Origin of the sequence: Vibrio atypicus (assembly GCF_009811315.1) — a bacterium.
In the GTDB taxonomy this organism is placed as follows: Bacteria; Pseudomonadota; Gammaproteobacteria; order Enterobacterales; family Vibrionaceae; genus Vibrio; species Vibrio atypicus.
Genome location: NZ_BLID01000005.1, coordinates 226,794 through 245,290, shown reverse-complemented (window position 1 = coordinate 245,290; position 18,497 = coordinate 226,794). Strand labels below are relative to the sequence as shown.

Genomic DNA, 18,497 nt, shown 5'->3' with positions numbered 1-18,497 from the left:
TTTAAACCTTAAAAATCAGTAGATTAAAAAGATAACAACCAGTAAGCATTCCTTTTTTGCATACTAGTCTCCAGCTTCGTCATTGGCGAGAAAGATGTCTTCTTCCTTAACATCTCAATCAGAAAAACAAAAATCTATAAGGAAGAAATTATGAATACGCGCGTCTCTGTGATTGGCTCCGGTAATGCTGGATTAACAGCGGCCTATCATTTTACTTTGCAAGGTGCGGATGTCTGTCTGTATGGCTCGCCTGGTTTTGATCATCCTCTGGCAGACATCGAACAACGAGGTGGGATCTGTGCACTTGATAGATTTAACGATGTTGAATTGACTTACAGTGGCTTCCAAGCGTGTGACAAGATCAGTCGCGATCTAGCAGAGACAGTCGCATATGCTGACTTACTCGTCTTACCGGTGCCGTCATTTGCACAAGAACCCCTTTTCACGCAAATGCTGCCTCATTTGCGCGATGGTCAAATTATCATGCTGATGCCGGGTAACTATGGCTCACTCGTGCTAAACCGAATTAAAAATGAACAAGGGTTTGCCCATTTAGATATTACTTTTGTAGACGCAATTTCCATTCCTTGGGCTACCCGAATTGTTGGGCCAGCGGAGATCGCGATTTTAGGGATGAAAAAATACCTTCCTGTCGCGGCTTATCCTGCGCACCGCACTGAAAAGGCTATTGCAGCCTTACAAGCCGTGATGCCTTTACCTTTAACTCCATTGAATAATGTTATTGAAGCCGGATTGGAAAACATCAACTTTGGCGGACACCCACTACTGACGACACTCAATATCGGTTTACTTGAAAACTTTGATGGTCAGTTCAATTACTACAAGGATTGCTGCTCTGTTTCCACAGCAAAAGCCGCGGCTGTTATGGAGTCGGAACGCCAATCAATAGGTAAAGCACTAGGGTTAGACTTATTACCTGAACTGCAAGCGATGAACGCCCTTTACGATATGAAGTGTGAAAGCGTATATGAGGTTAACCGCACGTCAGAAACCCACGGCAAACTCAACAGTGCACCTAACTCAGCCAGCAATAGATATATCACCGAAGATGCTGCTTACCTACTCGTCCCTTGTTACGAACTTGGTAAGTTGGTCGGTATTGATACGCCTATGGTGACGTCATGCCTGCACATCGACAACGCCTACAACGAGACTAACTATTTCGAATCCGGAAGAACATTAAAACAAATGGGACTTGGCGATATGTCAGCCCAACAAATCATGGAATTCGTTAATTAACGTGAAGGAACGGCCTTTAGGCTAAATCCGAATCAATGGGGCTTCGGCCCCATAAGGAACAAAAGGACATCGCAATGACAAAGTTTAAATTCCCTTCTGCCTACACAATTTTGATGATCCTGACCGTACTCATGGCTATTTTAACTTGGGTTATCCCAGCCGGTCAGTATCAGATGGAAACCAACGAAACATTGGGACGCATGGTGCCGATGGTGGGCACATATCAAACCGTTGATTCAAACCCTCAAGGTATCGTTGATATTTTGATGGCACCGATTCAAGGCTTTTATGACCCAGGTAGCTACGTGGCACGCGCTGTTGACGTCGCCCTGTTTGTATTAGTCATTGGTGGCTTTTTGGCTGTAGTAACCCAGACTGGCGCAATTGATGCCGGCATAGCAGGTACCATGAAGCGCCTAGCAGGCCGAGAAAAATGGATGATCCCGATTCTAATGGGTTTATTCGCATTGGGCGGTACGGTTTATGGTATGGCAGAAGAAACCATCCCATTTTATGCCCTATTGATTCCCGTCATGATCGCTGCAGGCTATGACAGTATCGTTGGTGTTGCCATCATTATGGTTGGCGCAGGGATAGGCTGTTTGGGCTCTACCATTAACCCTTTTGCGACGGTTATTGCATCTAACGCCGCTGAAATCAATTTTATGGAAGGTTTCGCCCTTCGCGCCGTCATCCTCGTTCTTGGTTGGATCGTTTGTGTCGTCTACGTCATGCGTTACGCTGAAAAAGTCAAAAACAACCCAGAGCTTTCAATCGTTGCTCATCAGAAAGAATCGAATTTAGAGTATTTCCTTCATAGCAAAAAGCAAGAAACACCAGAACTGAACAATACCCGTAAAGCTGTGTTAGCTATCTTCGGTTTAACCTTTGCTGTGATGATGTGGGGAGTCTCTATTGCAGGTTGGTGGATGGCTGAACTCTCTGCTTTATTCCTTGGCTCAAGCATTCTTGTTGGTTTTGTGGCTCGAATGTCAGAAGTTGAAATTACCGACAGTTTCGTAAACGGCGCTCGCGATCTACTTGGTGTGGCATTGATCATCGCTATTGCTCGCGGTCTTGTGGTTGTGATGGACAATGGCAACATTACTCACACCATCTTGCACTACGCGGAAGGCTTACTAGGTGGGCTAAACGAAATCGCCTTTATTAACGCCATTTACTGGGTTGAAGCCGTGATGTGTTTGGTGGTTCCTTCGTCTTCAGGTCTAGCAGTACTTTCAATGCCCGTGCTTGCCCCACTCGCTGATTTTGCTGGCGTGGGTCGCGAATTAGTGGTGACTGCCTATCAATCAGCTTCAGGTTTACCAAATCTTGTTACCCCGACTTCTGGCGTGGTGATGGGCGGCCTAGCCATCGGACGAGTCGCTTACTCATCTTGGCTAAAATTCATCGGTCCACTGCTTGTCGTGCTTTGTACCATGGTGATGATTCTGCTAAGTATTGGCGTTGTAATCGGCTAACTAGACTGAAGCATACACCCAACATCAAAGTCAGTTAGCTATAGAGTAAAGTTCATCTCGGGGTTGGCTATCCCCATACGAGGTGAACTTTGTTTATTTGTTCATTCATGAATAGTGACAAAATTGCATATAGAGTTGCTGATAGATTGATTTAACGCAGTCTTAAGAAAGAGAAACAGCGATAAGGTAACCGCCTCTGTTCCCAATTGAGGTTTTACAATGACTCTAATTAACCGTGACCGTCTTGTTGAGCACTTTATTCAACTGGTCAAAATTGATAGCGAATCTCGCAATGAAAAACAGATTGCTGAAGCTCTATCAGAACAACTTGGTGAGCTAGGCTTTAGCGTAAAAAAACTGCCCGTTCCAGAAGAGGTTTCTAACGGTTTCAACGTTTACGCTCGCTTAGAGGGTAAGTTAGAAGACAGCATCGTTTTAAGCTGCCATATGGATACCGTAACACCGGGTATCGGCATTGAGCCAATCATCGAAGACGGTATTATTCGCTCGAAAGGCAATACCATCCTTGGTGGTGATGACAAATCGGGTATTGCTGCAATTATGGAAGCAGTACGCTGTATCCAAGCTGAAAACCTAGAACACAAGACCATCGAGATCGCGTTCACTGTGCATGAAGAAGGTGGCTTATTCGGCTCTGAATACTTCGACATGAGCAACATCACTTCGGACAAAGCTATCGTCCTTGATACTGGCGGTCCTATTGGTACGATCGTAAATGCAGCACCTGGCCAGCAAAAAATTGTTGTCGATATCAAAGGCCGACCAGCACACGCAGGCCTAGCGCCAGAACAAGGCATCAGTGCAATTCAAGTCGCGGCGGATGCAATCAACCAGATGAAGCTACTACGTATTGATGACGAAACAACGGCGAACATCGGTATTGTAGAAGGTGGTAATGCGACCAACATTGTCATGCCTGAACTAAAGATCGTTGCCGAAGCACGTTCATTGAATGCGGCTAAACTAGATAATCAAGTTGAACATATGATCTCAACTTTTGAAACGGTAGCGAAAAAGCACGGTGCTGAAGTAGAGATCGAGTCAACTCGTGCTTACAACGCATTCGTTGTCGCAGATGATCACCCACACATTAATGCTGTTAAAGCCTCATTCGAAGCGATAGGCGCTGAACCTTTTACAAAAGGGACTGGTGGCGGTAGTGACGCAAATAACTTCAATGCGAAAGGCCTTACTACGGTTAATGTCTCAACTGGTATGGCAAAAGTACATACAACGGAAGAGTTCATCGCCATTGATGACATGGTTAAAATTACCGAGTTTGTTAAGCACTACTTAACCAACGCTTAAACTCGTCAATCATCCCCACTGTTATAATCGAATACCTAAGCCGCTCAACTATTTTTGCGCGGCTTAGTTTTAAGCAGAACTCGCCTCTATGCTCTCTTGCAGTAGCATGGAAGAAAACTCTTCATAGGAAAGAGGCTGAGAAAACAGATACCCTTGGTATTGATCACAACCTAACTCTTGTAAAACACCAAGTTGGTCTTCTGACTCAACCCCCTCAGCAACCACTTTGATGCCCAAGCTGTGCCCCATTTGCACCATAGTATTGACTAACACCCGATCCGAATGACTAAACGAACACTCATCAACGAAACATTTATCAATCTTTAACACATCAATTGGTAGCTGTTTTAGATACTTCAAACACGAATATTCAACACCAAAATCATCAATGGCTATCGTGACACCAATGGCTCGTAACTGCCGGCAAATATCAGTGATATGCTCTGGGTCACTCATCAGCGTGGATTCCGTAATCTCTATTTGCAATAAGTGGGAAGGTAACTCCGTTTGTTTTAATGCCTTACAAACCACATCAAAAAGGTCCGCGTGAGCGAATTGAACAGTAGAAACATTAACAGCAATACACACCTCCAAGCCTTGCTCGTGCAACTCTTTAGCCTGACGACAAGCTTGATAGATGATCCATTTACCTAAGGGCACTATTTGTGTTGTTTTCTCTGCCACAGGGATGAATTCTGCTGGAGACACGGCTCCTAAATGAGGATGCAACCAACGTACAAGAGCTTCCGCACCCAGAATATGAGCCCCATCAATAGACACTTTGGGCTGATATTGAAGCACAAACTGATTACTACTTAATGCATCGCGGATTTCTGTTTCAATCTGATGTTGACGAATCGTCTCCTCTAGCAACTCATCGTTAAACCAACACACACTGCCAGCCCCATTTGTTCGAGCTTTGTAGAGAGCAAAGTCAGCATTTTTGGCCCAAAGTTCGCGATTCCCTTTGGCATCCAGTGCCATTGCCACCCCGACGCAGTACTCTAATCGGTGAGAGGTATTATCAATGCTGAACATCATTTTTTGATGCTTAGCCAACTCATTAACTAGATTTTCAAGTGTGTTTTCTAACGTTTTACTCTCAACTAAGACAACGAATTCATCACCACCAAAACGAAAGACTTCGCCGCTATCCCCAATCAGGTCTCTCAAATGGCGAGAAAAAGCAATCAGCAGCTCATCACCGTGTCGATACCCTAGTCTATCGTTAACATTTTTAAATCCCTCTAGACCAACATGAATTAAACCAAAGTTCACCATATTGGATTTGTTCACCTTCTTAGTTTCTTCGTGGTAGGCATTGGCATTGGGCAGCTTCGTAAGGTAATCCATGAGGCTTTCTTTATGAAATTTGGCCGCCTGTTGACTGGTTTTTACGTAGAAATAGACCATTAAGGTGACAAAGAGCGTCATGGCAGTAATTTCAATCGATACGTCAACAAATGCCTCAAAATCCTCCACATTTAACTGGTACAAATAGCTATTGATCAACGCTGCACCGACAGCAACTGGCCATAGTGTTCCAGGAAATAGCACGATATAACAAAGGGGCAGCAATAAGAGACAGCTTTCAATATTCTTCAATTCAAAAGGCTGGATAAGCCCTCCAATAACAAATAGCGCCAATGAAGAAAATGCGAAGAAATGCTTAATTGATATCTCTCTAGCGTAGAGAGCAACAAACATCATGATCGGAAACAGGTAAAAAAAGTGATTCCAGGTATGTGGCACCGTGGTTAATGTGTAAGTCACCCAACCAACCGAGCACAAGTACGCTAGGTAACCCATAACCTGCAGACCATCTGATAGTTGGTTTAGGCGCATAACCATCCCTAACTCATTATTGATCGGACATACTTTGAAGCAAGTTCTATATAAACCTTAGTCCATAATGATATAGATGCGCGAAGTCTACTAAAAAAGTACTACATCGAGATAAACTCTCTGCTAATTTGAATCGATTAGAGCCTTAAATTCATCCGCGGGTAGCGGTCTCGAAAACAGGTAACCTTGAATCTCATGGCATCCTTCACTTTCGAGTAACGCCAATTGAGATTCGTCCTCAACCCCTTCCGCAATGACTCGTTTATTGAGGTTGTGCCCCATCTGAATAATCGTTCTTACCAACATGTGATCGGTATGTACCGTCACACAATCATCAACAAATGATTTATCAATTTTGAGCACATCAATAGGCAGTTGTTTTAGATAGTTGAGTGAAGAATACTCCACGCCGAAATCATCGATTGCGATTGAGACACCAAGGGCTTGAAGCTGCTCACAAGCTGAAACAACATATTCAGGCTGCTGCATTAAAGTGGATTCAGTAATTTCAATTTGCAGCAAATGCGGCGGGAGTTGGTTTTCGTCTAGCGCTTCAGATACAAATGCATGCACGTCATCATGAGCAAACTGTACATTAGATACGTTTATAGACATCACAATAGATATACCCTGCTCATGCCACACTTTGGCCTGACGACACGCCTCTTGAGCGACCCACCGTCCTAATGGAACAATCTTACCTGTTCGTTCAGCAACAGGGATGAACTCCGCTGGCGAAACCATACCTAACTGAGGATGAATCCACCTCACAAGTGCCTCAGCTCCAACGATCTGGCGCTGATCAATGGAGACTTTAGGCTGAAAGTGCAATATAAAACAATCGGTGTCTAATGCATTTTGCAGCTCAGCCTCTATTTGGTGAAGCCGAACAGTTTCATCAATTAAACTATCATCGTACCAACAAGCGGTTCCTGCCTCACTCTGACGAGCAGTGAAGAGTGCAAGATCCGCATTTTTGCCCCATAGCGCAATGTTGGCACCCGCATCACTTGCTATTGCGACACCAAGACTGTAGGAAAGACGATGTGATGTGTCTCCTACCACATACAGATCAGCATGATGCCTTTTTAAAACACTTACTAACTCATCAAGTTTAGCCTTAAGGTCGTCAGAAACAACAAGGAAAACAAATTCATCACCACCTAAGCGATAAAATTTCGCAAATTCAGGAACCTTGGTTTGAATATGCTTAGAAAAAACCTGTAGTAACTCATCACCATTTCGATAACCGAGCCTATCGTTAACACTTTTAAAGTTAATCAGTCCAATCTGGACCACGCCATACTCCGAAGCATTCTCAACAGTGACGTCACTAATGTCAGCATAAAAAGCATCAAGGTTTGGCAATTTAGTTAAAAAGTCGGTGAAGCTATTAGTTCTATAGGCAAGCGCCTGCTGTTTCGCTTTCGCGTAGTAGTAGGTCATGATGGTCGCTAAAACTGTAATAGCAAAGACTTCAATCGCATCTTCTACAAACTCCTCAAACTCCTCTGCTGGTAAGTTATAGAGATAGCTGAGAATTAAAAGGACAGCGACAACAATGGGAAAGATGGTTCCAGGAAAAATGATGATGTAGCATAGAGGTAGAAGAATGAAACTCTCTTCGATGGCGTCAAGCTCTAATGGCTCAACTAATCCACCTATAAAGATAACTGCGATAGAAAGAGCTGCGCTGGCCCATTTCAATTTATATGAAGGGATGAATAGAGCAGCCGCCATACATATTGGAAAAAGAATATAGACTTCTTTCCACACTTCATGCTCTGTTAGCAATGTATGGGTAATCAATATCACTGCAAGTACGTATAGTAGCTGCACGACTCGCTTCACTGATTTAGGTACGGTTTCGTCTAGCACATCCAACCTTAGAACTCGTCTCAACTCTGCGAACGGAATATCAGCAAAAAGTTCAAATTAAAGAATGAATTAACATCGATTAACTATAGAAGCTTTTAATAAGCCTTGCCGATAAAAATGACACAATTATTAAGACTAGTTCATATAAGTCAGAAGTGAATCGCATAAATCAAATGTGATTCACTCACATATCTAAAGTCCGAGCTGTTCAGATAGCTCTTTCATTTGTTTCAAGTCCATTTGGTGAACTTTAATCATCTGATTCACCTGACTTAAACGGGAATTGGCTTCGTCTTGCTTATCACAAGAATCAGACTTGGCATCCCATGACGTACCTTCCAGATAAGCATCACAATCGACTTTCAGTGCATCAATCTTTGGTAGTAAAGACTCGCGCTCTTTTTCCAACGATTCTAATTCCATTTTGACTTTCAATTCTTGTTGGAACAATTCACGAGAGCGCTCAAACATTGTAGCTTGCATGTCCGCTTGTCTATTGAGTTGAGAGTTGGCTTTATTTGCCTCTGCCAAGGTTTGCTTCTGTTTGTTCACTTGCTCTTCTAAAGAGAGGTTGACCTTCTCAAGCTCCGCAACTTGAGACTGAAGAGCTTCCAGCGCTTGCTGATTTTCTTCGGTTTGAACCTCTAACGCCTTGCGTAATTTATCTTCGACTTCAGAGTCTACATTGGCCACTCGAACTTCAACCTGCTGAACCAGCTGTTGCTTGTCCTCAACCAGAGATTGATAGTTCTGCTCCATGTCTTGGTACGCCGATTCCCACTTACTTGCCGTCAACGACGAACCAATCAAACCACCCACAGCTAAGCCAAGTACACCTGCAATAGCAATATAGAGATAGCTTCGTCTATCGCGCTCTTCAATCACGACAACGTCTTCATTCTCTTCAATCTCAGTTTGCTTATTCACTTGCTCGCTCCTAACCGATTAGCGGATCAACTCTGTTACCATCAAAATGGCGGTATAAATGAAAAAGCTGGACAATAAAGTGACGACAACGTACTTCTGTAGCTTTTCACTGGTGCGATAACGAATTAGGACAAATGCTAATGCTATCAAAAACGCAATTGCAAGCAATCGAGTCATACGCTCTCCTTAGCGAAACTACACTTCAAAATTTCTAAACGTTAACTCTTTCATTTATACCATTAAATTGCTCTAAATGGTCAGAGTGAGGTAGTTTTCTTCATTAATAAGTCTAATATTTGATTGAATGAAAATCGAATGGCTACTCTGTAATCAGCAAAGCACAGAGCCTTATAAATTTCGCCGAATAATGTTTGGTAGATACATAGAAACAAGGTATAAAGGGCCAGTAAAACTAACCGAGGCTATACAATGAAACCATTTAAATTGGATAACAAAAAACGTCGTATCATGAAAAAGCTCTACTTGGGTGAATTCGCAATGCTTGGCTTTGAGCTTAGCTGCGAAACAACCATCAAAGACTTTGATAACTACGATGCATTTGTAGACGAATTCATCGACTACATCGACAGCCTAGGCCTATGTTTTGGCGGTGGTGGTCTTGAAGTATTTGAAGGCTTCCTATGCGCACAAAAACGCTATGTAAATGCAACAGAAGAGCAAAAAGCTCAAGTAATTGCATGGTTAGAAGCTCGCGCAGATATCACATCTGTAGAAACTAGCGAACTGCTAGATGCAAACTACTTCTAACCCAGTAAGTTGTTTCGAAAAATAGCGCCGATTGGCGCTATTTTTTTGATTAAACAATGGTAAACATGCCAAACGACTTTCTAGCGGACTTCTAGCCCAAGATTATATTGTGCCAAGCAACGAGTCACGTAACTGACTTTCAAAAATGCGGCTATTACAATAGTGCTGATGTGTGCAAAGATCTGGGTTGGTAGACTAAATAGGTCTGCATAAGGATAAGAAATCAAAACGCTAACGACCATTGCGCAGAACGTTACCACTAATGCCACGTTAGAAAATTTCAGTAATCGAAGAAAAATATTGTCGTTTTGTTGAGCTGGCATAAGGACCTCACTTAGTTATTGTTGTCTTTTTTGTTTATATAGCACCTTTCATACCAACCTAATAAACCCTATAAAATCAACACAATAAAAAGAAACACCTCGCCATACCATGTCATAATGACACGAACAATATCAATCAAAAATCACACTGCCGAGTCATATAGACTCTTATTTTATTGTTGTTATATTTCATCAAAATCGCGATTGAATTACCTAAATTTTATGATAAAGTTCACTCGTCAATAAAACAGAACTATTGACCATCTTTTACTCATTCGATTGAGTAATTGTTCCGATGAAGACTGCAGGAGAGAGGTTAATAACCAAAATTTAACATTTGGTTAGTGTAACCCGCCGAAGAATTAACTATTTCAGGTGCTACCTAGGTAGCAGGGACTGTAGTTGGAGGAACCTCTGGAGAGAACCGTTAAATCGGTCGCCGAAGGAGCAAGCTTAACCCGAGTTTTTAGGTTAAGTGAAACTCTCAGGCAAAAGGACAGAGGAGTGGAAAGTACTAACCAGCGATAGACTTCCTGTCTTGATTGCTATTTGAGATCTTTGATCTCTGCTTTTCTCTCTTCTCCTTAAATAAGCATTATCACTTAAGGGGAAATCATGGATAACCTACAATCTTTACTTAAGACCATCGACAATTTTGTCTGGGGTCCACCACTTTTAATTTTGCTCGTGGGTACAGGTGTTTACTTCACTTTTAGCCTTGGCTTAATCCAGTTTCGACACCTTCCGACTGCACTTAAAATGGTGTTTAGTAAAGATGACTCTAAAAAACAAGGCGATGTTTCAAGCTTCGCCGCTTTATGTACTGCCCTATCGGCAACCATTGGTACGGGTAATATCGTTGGTGTTGCAACCGCAATTAAGTTAGGTGGCCCAGGCGCGCTATTCTGGATGTGGCTGGCAGCGTTATTTGGTATGGCGACCAAGTATGCTGAATGTCTTCTAGCGGTGAAATACCGTAAGGTTGATGACAAAGGCCAAATGGTTGGTGGCCCGATGTACTACCTGCAATATGGTGTCGGTTCAAAAGCGCTGGCGATCATGTTTGCAGTGTTTGCTCTGGGTGTGGCTTGTTTTGGTATTGGTACTTTCCCTCAAGTTAATGCCATTCTCGATGCAACTGAAATCTCATTTGGTGTTTCTCGTGAAATCTCTGCAAGCGTACTTACCCTTCTGGTTGCTTTTGTCACGCTTGGCGGTATTCAATCCATCGCTAAAGTAGCAGGTAAAGTCGTTCCAACTATGGCACTGTTTTACGTATTGGCATGTTTAAGCGTCATCATTATGAACGCAGATAAACTACTCGATGCGATTGAACTTGTGATTGTTTCAGCCTTTACATCAAGCGCAGCCACTGGTGGTTTCTTAGGTGCGAGCATTATGTTAGCAATCCAATCTGGTATCGCTCGCGGTGTGTTCTCAAATGAATCTGGTCTAGGTAGTGCACCGATGGCGGCGGCGGCAGCGAAAACAGACTCTTGTGTTAAGCAAGGTTTGATTTCAATGACGGGTACCTTCTTCGACACCATTATCATTTGTACTATGACCGGTCTTGCGCTGATCCTTACTGGTGCATGGCAAAGTGACTTTGCAGGTGCTGCAATGACCACGCACGCCTTTGCAGTAGGCCTAAATGCAGATACGTTCGGCCCAATGCTTGTCTCTATCGGTTTGATCTTCTTTGCCTTTACGACAATATTAGGTTGGAACTACTACGGTGAGCGCTGTGTCGTATTTCTGTTTGGTACAAAAGCGGTGCTGCCATACAAATTTATCTTCGTTGCACTGGTTGCTTCAGGCGCTTTCTTACACTTAGATATGATTTGGATTATCGCTGATATCGTTAATGGCTTAATGGCAATTCCAAACCTGATCGGCTTGATCATGCTGCGCCACGTGGTTCTTGAAGAGACCAAACTTTACTTTGCTACTCAATTCAATTCGATGAAAACAGCACAACCTCAAAACTAATTCGTGTTCTATTCCTCGTAAATAAAAACAGCGACCATATAGGTCGCTGTTTTTATTTATAGATTTTTGCTATCGATCTTCTAGCATCAACTTAACACCAAGACCAACGAGTACCACGCCAGTTGTCGCTTCCATCCAATGCATAAAACGTGGGCTTTGAAGCAAACTCTTAGCTTTGGTTAGCGCACCAGCCAAGCCACATTGCCAAACCATAGCAATCAAGAAATGAACGGACGCCATCAAAAGTGATTGTAAAAAAGCGGAGCTTTCAGGATTAATAAACTGAGGCAAGAATGCCAAGTAAAATACCGCCGTTTTAGGGTTTAGAACATTAGACAAAAAACCTTCTCGTAACGATTGTGTTTTACGCCTACCCACCGCTTGACTCGCCGATTCGTTCCCCAAAGATTGAGCATGAGAGCTCATCAATCCCTTTAAGCTGCTCAAGCCTAAATAGATAAGATAGGCAGCGCCAATCATCTTAACGGCATTAAAGAGTTCTGCAGATTGAGCCAGAATGGCAGAAATACCAATCGCAGAAAACGTGGCATGCACAAACAAACCTAAACAAATTCCGAGGCTCGTCGTTGCACCATCAGAAAAGCCACCTCTCGAGGAGTTACGAATCACAAGCGCGGTATCAAGCCCTGGGGTCAGCGTCAAAATAGTGATAGCAATTAAAAATGCTTCAAAGTTATCGATCAAAATCAGTTCCATTGAAAATCGCAAAATATAGTTAACGTTTAATCACACTTTACAACCTCATTCAATTAAAACTAGCCATAGAGCCGTGAATTGCCTGCCTCAACAAGGAAGATCACATTTATTTCATTGCGCAAATTTAGAGAATGACAAACCGTAAATGATTTATTAATATTCAACTCATAATAATAATCGTACATTAAACACGCTATTTCGGGGAAGTCTATGGATATTGTAAAGCTTAGCTATCAAGTCATGGGGATTGGTAATTGGACGGAAGTTCATGTCAGCGGAGACGTGGCAAAAGCACTTGTCAAAGAGTACAAAAGCTATGGCTGGCCGGTAAAACTGCTCGCTCATGAAACGGAACATACTGATTTACATATCGTAAACGGCTAATTAAACAGCGACGCTTGGTCTACTAGCTAATGGTTGGTAGACTTTCGCTTTTCCTAGTCACGGAAGGCGAACAATGAGCGCATTCAAAAAACTTACCGAACATTCTCTAAAAATCTCTCGCTTTGCACATTTAGGTGCTATCTGCGGATGGGATCAAGCTGCAGTAATGCCAAGCGGCGGAAACCAAGCTCGCAGTGAAGCCATGGCAGAACTCTCTGTTCACATGCATAATCTACAAACACAACCTCAACTCGCCGAATGGTTTGCTGAGGCAGAGCAAGAGTCTTTATCCACGCAAGATAACGCGACACTTCGTGAATTAAAACGTAACTGGCAACAAGCTAACGTACTCCCAGAAGCCTTGGTTGAGGCTAAATCTCTTGCGGGTTCGAAATGTGAGCATGCTTGGCGAACTCAACGTGGCGAAAACGACTGGACCGGCTTCAAGAAAAATTGGGCAGAAGTAGTCAAGTTATCTCAAGAAGAAGCTCAAATTCGCGCCGATGCGACGGGTCTGTCTCCATACGATGCCATGCTTGATATCTATGAGCCGGGTACGCAATCAGCTTCACTAGACACTTTATTTAGTGATGTGAAAACTTGGCTACCTGAGCTCATTGATCAAGTGATCGAAAAGCAGTCATCCGAACAATTCATTGAACCACAAGGCAAGTTTTCGACCGAGAAACAAAAAGCGCTTGGTCTGGATGTGATGAATTTGCTTCAATTTGATTTCAACCACGGCCGACTCGATGAAAGCGTTCACCCATTCTGCGGCGGTGTACCAACTGATGTCCGCATCACCACACGTTACGATGAGAATGAATTTGTTCAATCACTAATGGGGATTGTTCACGAAACCGGCCACGCGCGTTACGAGCAAGGCTTACCAAAAGCATTAGCCGGATTACCATCAGGCGAAGCGCGCTCTATGGGAATTCACGAGTCTCAATCGCTCTTTTTTGAGATGCAAGTAGGCCGCAGTGATGCATTCATTGCACACCTTTCTCGCTTAGCAGGTACTCATTTCACTGGGAATGACACCGGCCTGTTTTCAAAAGAAAACTTCCAAAAGCTGTACACTCGAGTGAAGAAAGATTTCATCCGTGTTGATGCAGACGAACTGACCTACCCTGCCCACGTTATTTTGCGTTATGAGATCGAACGCGACCTCATTAATGGCAAGATAAAGCATACGGATGTACCTGAGCTGTGGAATCAGAAGATGCAACAGTACTTAGGTTTATCAACCGAAGGCAACTTTAAAAATGGTTGTATGCAGGATATCCATTGGACAGACGGCGCATTTGGCTACTTCCCTTCCTATACTCTCGGTGCTATGTACGCAGCGCAGTTTATGGCAGCGATGAAGCTGACTGTCGATGTTGATGGCGCTATTCAATCTAGTGATCTAACCCCTATCTTCACTTGGCTCTCTGAAAACATTTGGAGCAAAGGCAGCTTGCTAACAACCGATGAACTGGTCAAGCAAGCAACAGGGGAAACCCTCAATGCGCAGTTCTTTAAAGACCACTTAAAAGGTCGATACTTATAAGAACAAGCAAAATAATCAGAGCAGCTCAATGGCTGCTCTTTTTTATTGGTGTCTTTTCGTCGCATGACCTTCCACTCTATACCCCAAAGCGCATTCTTATCTTGCGCAATTGCTCTCCGTTTAGCTCGAAACAAATCATCAACTACGCGAAAGAAAAACCATGAACAGATTTGAATATTTGTACTCTATTTACTCTCTTCTATTCTTTGTATCCTTGCCAACAGTTATTTCAGGGGTAAGAAATGAGCTTAACAACAAGAAAAATACGTTGGGGAATCGCTGGGTTAGGTAATATCGCACAGCGCTTTGCGACAGCATTGACTCAACATTGTGAACATGGGGAACTGTATGGCGTTGCATCGAGATCCCAAGCAAGATCTCAAGAATTTACTGAGCAATACGGTGCTCACGTCAGCTACGATACCTATCTGGAGATGGCACAAGATCCCAACGTTGAAGCGGTCTATATTGCAACGGTTCACCCGTATCACAAACCTTTGGCCAAGTTATTTTTAACTCACCAAAAGCATGTTTTGGTTGAAAAGCCAGCTTTTACGAACCTTAACGATTGGTTAGAAATGAAAGCGTTAGCAAAGCGCCAAGGTGTCTTATTATTGGAAGCGATGAAAACGGTCACGTTCCCCGCTTACATTGAGTTAAAGTCATACCTTAAAGAGCATCATATCCAGCTGACCTCCATCGAGGCTGGATTTGGCAATCAAAACGAATATGACCCTAATATTTTCATCTTTAACCCAGACCTTTCTGGCGGCGCAACACTTGATGTTGGGGTTTACAGCTTATGGTTTTACTATGACTTGTGTCAGTTCATGGAAGTCCCTGTTACCACGCCAGCAAGCAAGATTGTTGGTGAACTTGAGCAATGCAATGTCGACACCTATGCCCGCTTTTTCTTCGAGGGCAGTGTCAAAGGAGAAATATCAGCTTCAATCAATCGTAACTTGCCACGTCATGCGGTACTGAAAGGCAAAAACATCACCATCACAATCCAAGAAAAATGGTGGAACCCGCAAGTCATCGATATTGAGCACAATAGTCAGCGTATTCGAATCCACGCCCCAATAAGTGGAAATGGATTTGAGTTTGAAATTGATCACTTCTCTGAACTGGTCAAAGATGGAAAAACTGAATCAAACATTCTTTTACATCAAGTCACGGAACAAGTTTTATCCACCATTGAGAGTTCTTTGGTCATTTCCGGCTTTGGCCACTTAACTCGCACAAACAATTAAAAACAAAATATGAAAAACGCTAAACGCAAACTGGAATTATACGAACAACTCTTTCGTACATTCGGCCCTAAAGAATCCCGTTGTCAGGTTAGTCAGTTGGCATCTCTGTGGTGTGTCAGTGAGCGCTACGTCTTCACCTTACTTAAAACAATGGAAGATATAGGCTGGGTACAGTGGCAAGGGCAATCAGGTCGAAACAAAAAGGCACGCCTAACCTGCTGCGTTGAACCCATTGATGCGTGTTATGCACTTTGTCACAACTTAGCAGAATCTGGTCAAGTTGATGAGCTTATAAAACTTTTGGCTTTTGGCGGAAGAGATGCAGGTCAAGAACTGCAGTCTTTCCTCAGCGATACCAATCGTAGTGGTAAACGTGAAGTCTACATTCCCTTTCATCGTGAGCTAGAGCCACTCCACCCTCAGCGTGTACTAAGAAGAACCGAGCGCTTCCTAATTACCCAGATTTACCAACGTTTGACCAAGATTATCAATAATGAAGTAGTCGGCGATCTCGCTTATCACTGGCAAAGTAATAACAGCGGAACTGAGTGGTATTTTCAGATCCGCAATGACGTGTACTTTCACCACGGTCACAAGTTAGTCGCTCAAGATGCCGTTCGATGTTTAACAAGTGTAATACAGAATGCGCGTTGGGCAGGAGGCTATCGCCATATCAAAAACATCAACGCCCCATCAGAAGATTCCATCGAAATCAGCTTGCATCATGCTGACTGGCACTTGCCCCGCTTGTTAGCAAATGTTGAATCTTCAATTTTTAAAAGTTCTTCGACACAGTTAGTCGGCTCTGGTGCCTTTTCCTTAGACGTGTTTTCAACCCATATGATGCGCTTAAGTCGCTACGCCCGATACAGCGACCAAAACCCAATTTTAGACAAGGTTGAAGTTTGGTTTTACCCAGATTGGGCTTCTAGTAAGGTTTGCGCCCACAACCAAGTCCGTTTACAGATGCCAGAAAACACAAAAACACTGCACAGTGATCACCACTCAACGTTCTTGTTAGTGCAAAACCCAACCGCAGAATCACAGACTCGACCGATTTATGTCGAAGATACCTCTGAATCAAGAAGGCTATTCGAACAACTTATCGGTGATGATCGTCAAGCTTTGTACCTAGAATATGGCAATTACTCGATGATCCACGGTGACACCTTGTGCAGTGTTATCGAAGAAAATGATTCTTTTTCCAGCTGGATGTCATTCTTCTCTACCTTTTCATTTGAACAATTAGGCTTAAATGAGGAGGTAACTTCGTACATTACCGCCGAACTAAATAACATTAGAAAAGAAAATGTGCTCGCTAATGCGCAGAGTTTGCTATCTCAACTTCGCTCCTGGTTGATAGAAAAAGGCATCATTAAAGAACTTAAAACCGAGCCTTTTCAGTTAGAAATATCTGACCGCTTAAAAGGCTGCACTGTTAACGGGTTCGGCTGGTGCGAACTAAACTCATTGTTGATTGCCGATCGATAAACTGACAGTAACAGCAGTTAATGACTTGGTTACTCATCACTATTTAGCCTTCGAATCAGCTTCGCTGGAGTGCCACCAAACAAGCAATCAGGCGGTACATCACTATTCACTACTGAGTTTGCAGCAATCACTGAACGCGCTCCAATCGTCACGCCTTGATTGATAACGCTATTCCCACCTATCCAAACGTCATCTTCGACGGTGATCGGCAAGCAATATGTCTCCCAATTTCGGCGGCTTAAATAGTCTAGGGAATGCGAGGCCGTGTAAAACTGGACACTGGGGCCAATCAGGACATGGTTACCAATAGTTATCGCTGCGCCATCTAACATCACGACATTCATATTGATAAAGGTTTCATCACCAATAGAGATCGTTTTACCAAATTCGCAATGGAATGGCGGCTGAACAAAACTCTCTCCAATATGACCAAACAATTGCTTTTTCAATGCCCGTTTCTGCTCATCATCGAGGCATGTATTCAACTGCTGTAACGTTTCGGTTGCTGCATTTCTTATTGAATCAATCTCTTGATCAGCACCATCAAACACCTGACCGGACATCATTTTCTCGAACTCAGTCATAGATAGTCTCCCGATTTAATTGATAAAGATAATGTACGCCTAAAAAGAAAATTAAAAAGAGAAAATCTGAACGGGTTTGGTTCCGGTTTTAATAATTACCAAACCAAATGAATTTGAAGATAAAAAATAGCCTCAACTGAGGCTATTTTATGTTCTGACTACAGAAGCTTCTTTACTCTTACGACTTGTTGTTCAAACAATTCGCCGTCCTGATGCGAGTAGGACTTAGCAACATTAACCCACTGCAAGCCGGTTTCATCAATGTGTCTAAACTCCACTTGCAACGCATAACGCGCGCAACGAAAAAGCGCAAACAGAAGACCAACTGCCGTCAAGCAGACTGCTAATATCGGTAACCAACTGAGCTCTTGTTTAAACTCAGGTAGAGTTACCCAAACTGCTCCAGAAAACAGAAATACCCAAAAGGCAATCTGACCGAGGTTGTCTAACATAGTCAGCTTTTTTACTCTGATGTTGTTTATTTTCGCTAAAGGGTAAGCGTCTTGTTTAAAACAGAGTTGACGATTTTCAACACGGATATCTGACTCTTTATACATACTTTCACCTTGTACTAGTTAAAACGGCAAAACAAATCGAGTACAAGTCGTAGCTCATGATTCAAATATCATAGTTATCTTGTTGAAAAGTCGAAAAATCTTTTTTATTTATAAACTCCATCTGCCGCTATATAACCATACATACAGCCAATATCT

17 protein-coding genes and 2 riboswitches are annotated in these 18,497 nt (G+C 42.9%); of the genes, 9 read left to right on the top strand and 8 right to left on the bottom strand.

The features are described 5' to 3' along the window. Positions 1 to 150 precede the first annotated feature (150 nt). From GVO60_RS12895 to GVO60_RS12885, 3 genes are all read left to right on the top strand, one after another. Complete coding sequence (locus tag GVO60_RS12895) at positions 151 to 1,260, top strand: NAD/NADP octopine/nopaline dehydrogenase family protein (protein WP_159654644.1); 1,110 nt, start codon at positions 151 to 153, stop codon at positions 1,258 to 1,260. A gap of 74 nt (positions 1,261 to 1,334) precedes the next feature. After that, the gene (locus GVO60_RS12890) at positions 1,335 to 2,741 is read left to right on the top strand and encodes a YfcC family protein (RefSeq protein WP_159654642.1); all 1,407 of its coding nucleotides are present in this window, start codon (positions 1,335 to 1,337) and stop codon (positions 2,739 to 2,741) included. Positions 2,742 to 2,960: 219 nt separating this feature from the next. After that, on the top strand, positions 2,961 to 4,070 hold the full coding sequence (locus GVO60_RS12885; protein WP_159654640.1) for a M20/M25/M40 family metallo-hydrolase: 1,110 nt from the start codon (positions 2,961 to 2,963) through the stop codon (positions 4,068 to 4,070). A gap of 69 nt (positions 4,071 to 4,139) precedes the next feature. On the opposite strand, the gene GVO60_RS12880 is transcribed toward GVO60_RS12885, so the two are convergent. The 4 genes from GVO60_RS12880 to GVO60_RS22450 all read right to left on the bottom strand — a co-directional run bounded on the left by GVO60_RS12880 (position 4,140) and on the right by GVO60_RS22450 (position 8,897). Next, a complete protein-coding gene (locus tag GVO60_RS12880) occupies positions 4,140 to 5,915 on the bottom strand; it encodes a putative bifunctional diguanylate cyclase/phosphodiesterase (protein WP_159654638.1) in 1,776 nt (591 codons plus the stop codon). A 123-nt stretch (positions 5,916 to 6,038) separates the two neighbouring features. Further along, positions 6,039 to 7,799, bottom strand: coding sequence for a putative bifunctional diguanylate cyclase/phosphodiesterase (locus tag GVO60_RS12875; RefSeq protein ID WP_159654636.1), 1,761 nt, complete (start codon positions 7,797 to 7,799; stop codon positions 6,039 to 6,041). A gap of 186 nt (positions 7,800 to 7,985) precedes the next feature. Further along, positions 7,986 to 8,720, bottom strand: a complete 735-nt coding sequence (locus tag GVO60_RS12870; RefSeq protein WP_159654634.1) for a chromosome partitioning protein ParA — start codon at positions 8,718 to 8,720, stop codon at positions 7,986 to 7,988. An 18-nt stretch (positions 8,721 to 8,738) separates the two neighbouring features. After that, positions 8,739 to 8,897, bottom strand: coding sequence for a hypothetical protein (locus GVO60_RS22450; RefSeq protein ID WP_167522341.1), 159 nt, complete (start codon positions 8,895 to 8,897; stop codon positions 8,739 to 8,741). Between the two features lie 252 nt (positions 8,898 to 9,149). On the opposite strand from GVO60_RS22450, the gene GVO60_RS12865 reads away from it, so the two are divergent. Further along, positions 9,150 to 9,488, top strand: coding sequence for a YggL 50S ribosome-binding family protein (locus GVO60_RS12865; RefSeq protein ID WP_159654632.1), 339 nt, complete (start codon positions 9,150 to 9,152; stop codon positions 9,486 to 9,488). Positions 9,489 to 9,568: 80 nt separating this feature from the next. On the opposite strand, the gene GVO60_RS12860 is transcribed toward GVO60_RS12865, so the two are convergent. Beyond that, positions 9,569 to 9,811, bottom strand: a complete 243-nt coding sequence (locus tag GVO60_RS12860) for a hypothetical protein (protein ID WP_159654630.1) — start codon at positions 9,809 to 9,811, stop codon at positions 9,569 to 9,571. A gap of 295 nt (positions 9,812 to 10,106) precedes the next feature. Further along, positions 10,107 to 10,220: riboswitch (glycine riboswitch) on the top strand. 2 nt (positions 10,221 to 10,222) lie between these two features. Then, a riboswitch (glycine riboswitch) is annotated at positions 10,223 to 10,314 on the top strand. A 112-nt stretch (positions 10,315 to 10,426) separates the two neighbouring features. On the opposite strand from GVO60_RS12860, the gene GVO60_RS12855 reads away from it, so the two are divergent. Next, positions 10,427 to 11,800 carry an alanine/glycine:cation symporter family protein gene (locus GVO60_RS12855; RefSeq protein ID WP_159654628.1) on the top strand — a complete coding sequence of 458 codons (1,374 nt, stop codon included), beginning with the start codon at positions 10,427 to 10,429 and terminating at the stop codon, positions 11,798 to 11,800. Between the two features lie 69 nt (positions 11,801 to 11,869). Here the strand turns inward: GVO60_RS12855 and GVO60_RS12850 are convergent, their stop codons facing one another. After that, complete coding sequence (locus GVO60_RS12850) at positions 11,870 to 12,508, bottom strand: LysE family translocator (protein ID WP_174855889.1); 639 nt, start codon at positions 12,506 to 12,508, stop codon at positions 11,870 to 11,872. Between the two features lie 219 nt (positions 12,509 to 12,727). On the opposite strand from GVO60_RS12850, the gene GVO60_RS22445 reads away from it, so the two are divergent. From GVO60_RS22445 to GVO60_RS12835, 4 genes are all read left to right on the top strand, one after another. After that, complete coding sequence (locus tag GVO60_RS22445; protein ID WP_167522340.1) at positions 12,728 to 12,901, top strand: hypothetical protein; 174 nt, start codon at positions 12,728 to 12,730, stop codon at positions 12,899 to 12,901. A gap of 73 nt (positions 12,902 to 12,974) precedes the next feature. Next, the gene (locus GVO60_RS12845; protein WP_159654626.1) at positions 12,975 to 14,456 is read left to right on the top strand and encodes a carboxypeptidase M32; all 1,482 of its coding nucleotides are present in this window, start codon (positions 12,975 to 12,977) and stop codon (positions 14,454 to 14,456) included. Between the two features lie 242 nt (positions 14,457 to 14,698). Beyond that, complete coding sequence (locus GVO60_RS12840; RefSeq protein WP_159654624.1) at positions 14,699 to 15,709, top strand: Gfo/Idh/MocA family protein; 1,011 nt, start codon at positions 14,699 to 14,701, stop codon at positions 15,707 to 15,709. Positions 15,710 to 15,718: 9 nt separating this feature from the next. Next, entirely contained in the window at positions 15,719 to 17,200 is a 1,482-nt protein-coding gene (locus GVO60_RS12835; RefSeq protein WP_159654622.1) for an SgrR family transcriptional regulator, read from the top strand. 29 nt (positions 17,201 to 17,229) lie between these two features. Here the strand turns inward: GVO60_RS12835 and GVO60_RS12830 are convergent, their stop codons facing one another. Together GVO60_RS12830 and GVO60_RS12825 are read right to left on the bottom strand one after the other, a co-directional pair. Continuing rightward, positions 17,230 to 17,784: a sugar O-acetyltransferase gene (locus GVO60_RS12830; protein ID WP_159654620.1), complete on the bottom strand. Its 555-nt coding sequence runs from the start codon at positions 17,782 to 17,784 to the stop codon at positions 17,230 to 17,232. A 158-nt stretch (positions 17,785 to 17,942) separates the two neighbouring features. Beyond that, a complete protein-coding gene (locus GVO60_RS12825) occupies positions 17,943 to 18,341 on the bottom strand; it encodes a DUF6232 family protein (protein WP_159654618.1) in 399 nt (132 codons plus the stop codon). Positions 18,342 to 18,497: the final 156 nt, after the last annotated feature.

What these genes read in the sequence shown, in the direction of transcription:
- GVO60_RS12895 (WP_159654644.1), top strand. Translation starts at nt 151, where the DNA reads ATGAATACGCGCGTCTCTGTGATTGGCTCCGGTAATGCTGGATTAACA.
- GVO60_RS12890 (WP_159654642.1), top strand. Translation starts at nt 1,335, where the DNA reads ATGACAAAGTTTAAATTCCCTTCTGCCTACACAATTTTGATGATCCTG.
- GVO60_RS12885 (WP_159654640.1), top strand. Translation starts at nt 2,961, where the DNA reads ATGACTCTAATTAACCGTGACCGTCTTGTTGAGCACTTTATTCAACTG.
- GVO60_RS12880 (WP_159654638.1), bottom strand. Translation starts at nt 5,915, where the DNA reads ATGCGCCTAAACCAACTATCAGATGGTCTGCAGGTTATGGGTTACCTA.
- GVO60_RS22450 (WP_167522341.1), bottom strand. Translation starts at nt 8,897, where the DNA reads ATGACTCGATTGCTTGCAATTGCGTTTTTGATAGCATTAGCATTTGTC.
- GVO60_RS12865 (WP_159654632.1), top strand. Translation starts at nt 9,150, where the DNA reads ATGAAACCATTTAAATTGGATAACAAAAAACGTCGTATCATGAAAAAG.
- GVO60_RS12860 (WP_159654630.1), bottom strand. Translation starts at nt 9,811, where the DNA reads ATGCCAGCTCAACAAAACGACAATATTTTTCTTCGATTACTGAAATTT.
- GVO60_RS12855 (WP_159654628.1), top strand. Translation starts at nt 10,427, where the DNA reads ATGGATAACCTACAATCTTTACTTAAGACCATCGACAATTTTGTCTGG.
- GVO60_RS22445 (WP_167522340.1), top strand. Translation starts at nt 12,728, where the DNA reads ATGGATATTGTAAAGCTTAGCTATCAAGTCATGGGGATTGGTAATTGG.
- GVO60_RS12845 (WP_159654626.1), top strand. Translation starts at nt 12,975, where the DNA reads ATGAGCGCATTCAAAAAACTTACCGAACATTCTCTAAAAATCTCTCGC.
- GVO60_RS12840 (WP_159654624.1), top strand. Translation starts at nt 14,699, where the DNA reads ATGAGCTTAACAACAAGAAAAATACGTTGGGGAATCGCTGGGTTAGGT.
- GVO60_RS12835 (WP_159654622.1), top strand. Translation starts at nt 15,719, where the DNA reads ATGAAAAACGCTAAACGCAAACTGGAATTATACGAACAACTCTTTCGT.
- GVO60_RS12830 (WP_159654620.1), bottom strand. Translation starts at nt 17,784, where the DNA reads ATGACTGAGTTCGAGAAAATGATGTCCGGTCAGGTGTTTGATGGTGCT.
- GVO60_RS12825 (WP_159654618.1), bottom strand. Translation starts at nt 18,341, where the DNA reads ATGTATAAAGAGTCAGATATCCGTGTTGAAAATCGTCAACTCTGTTTT.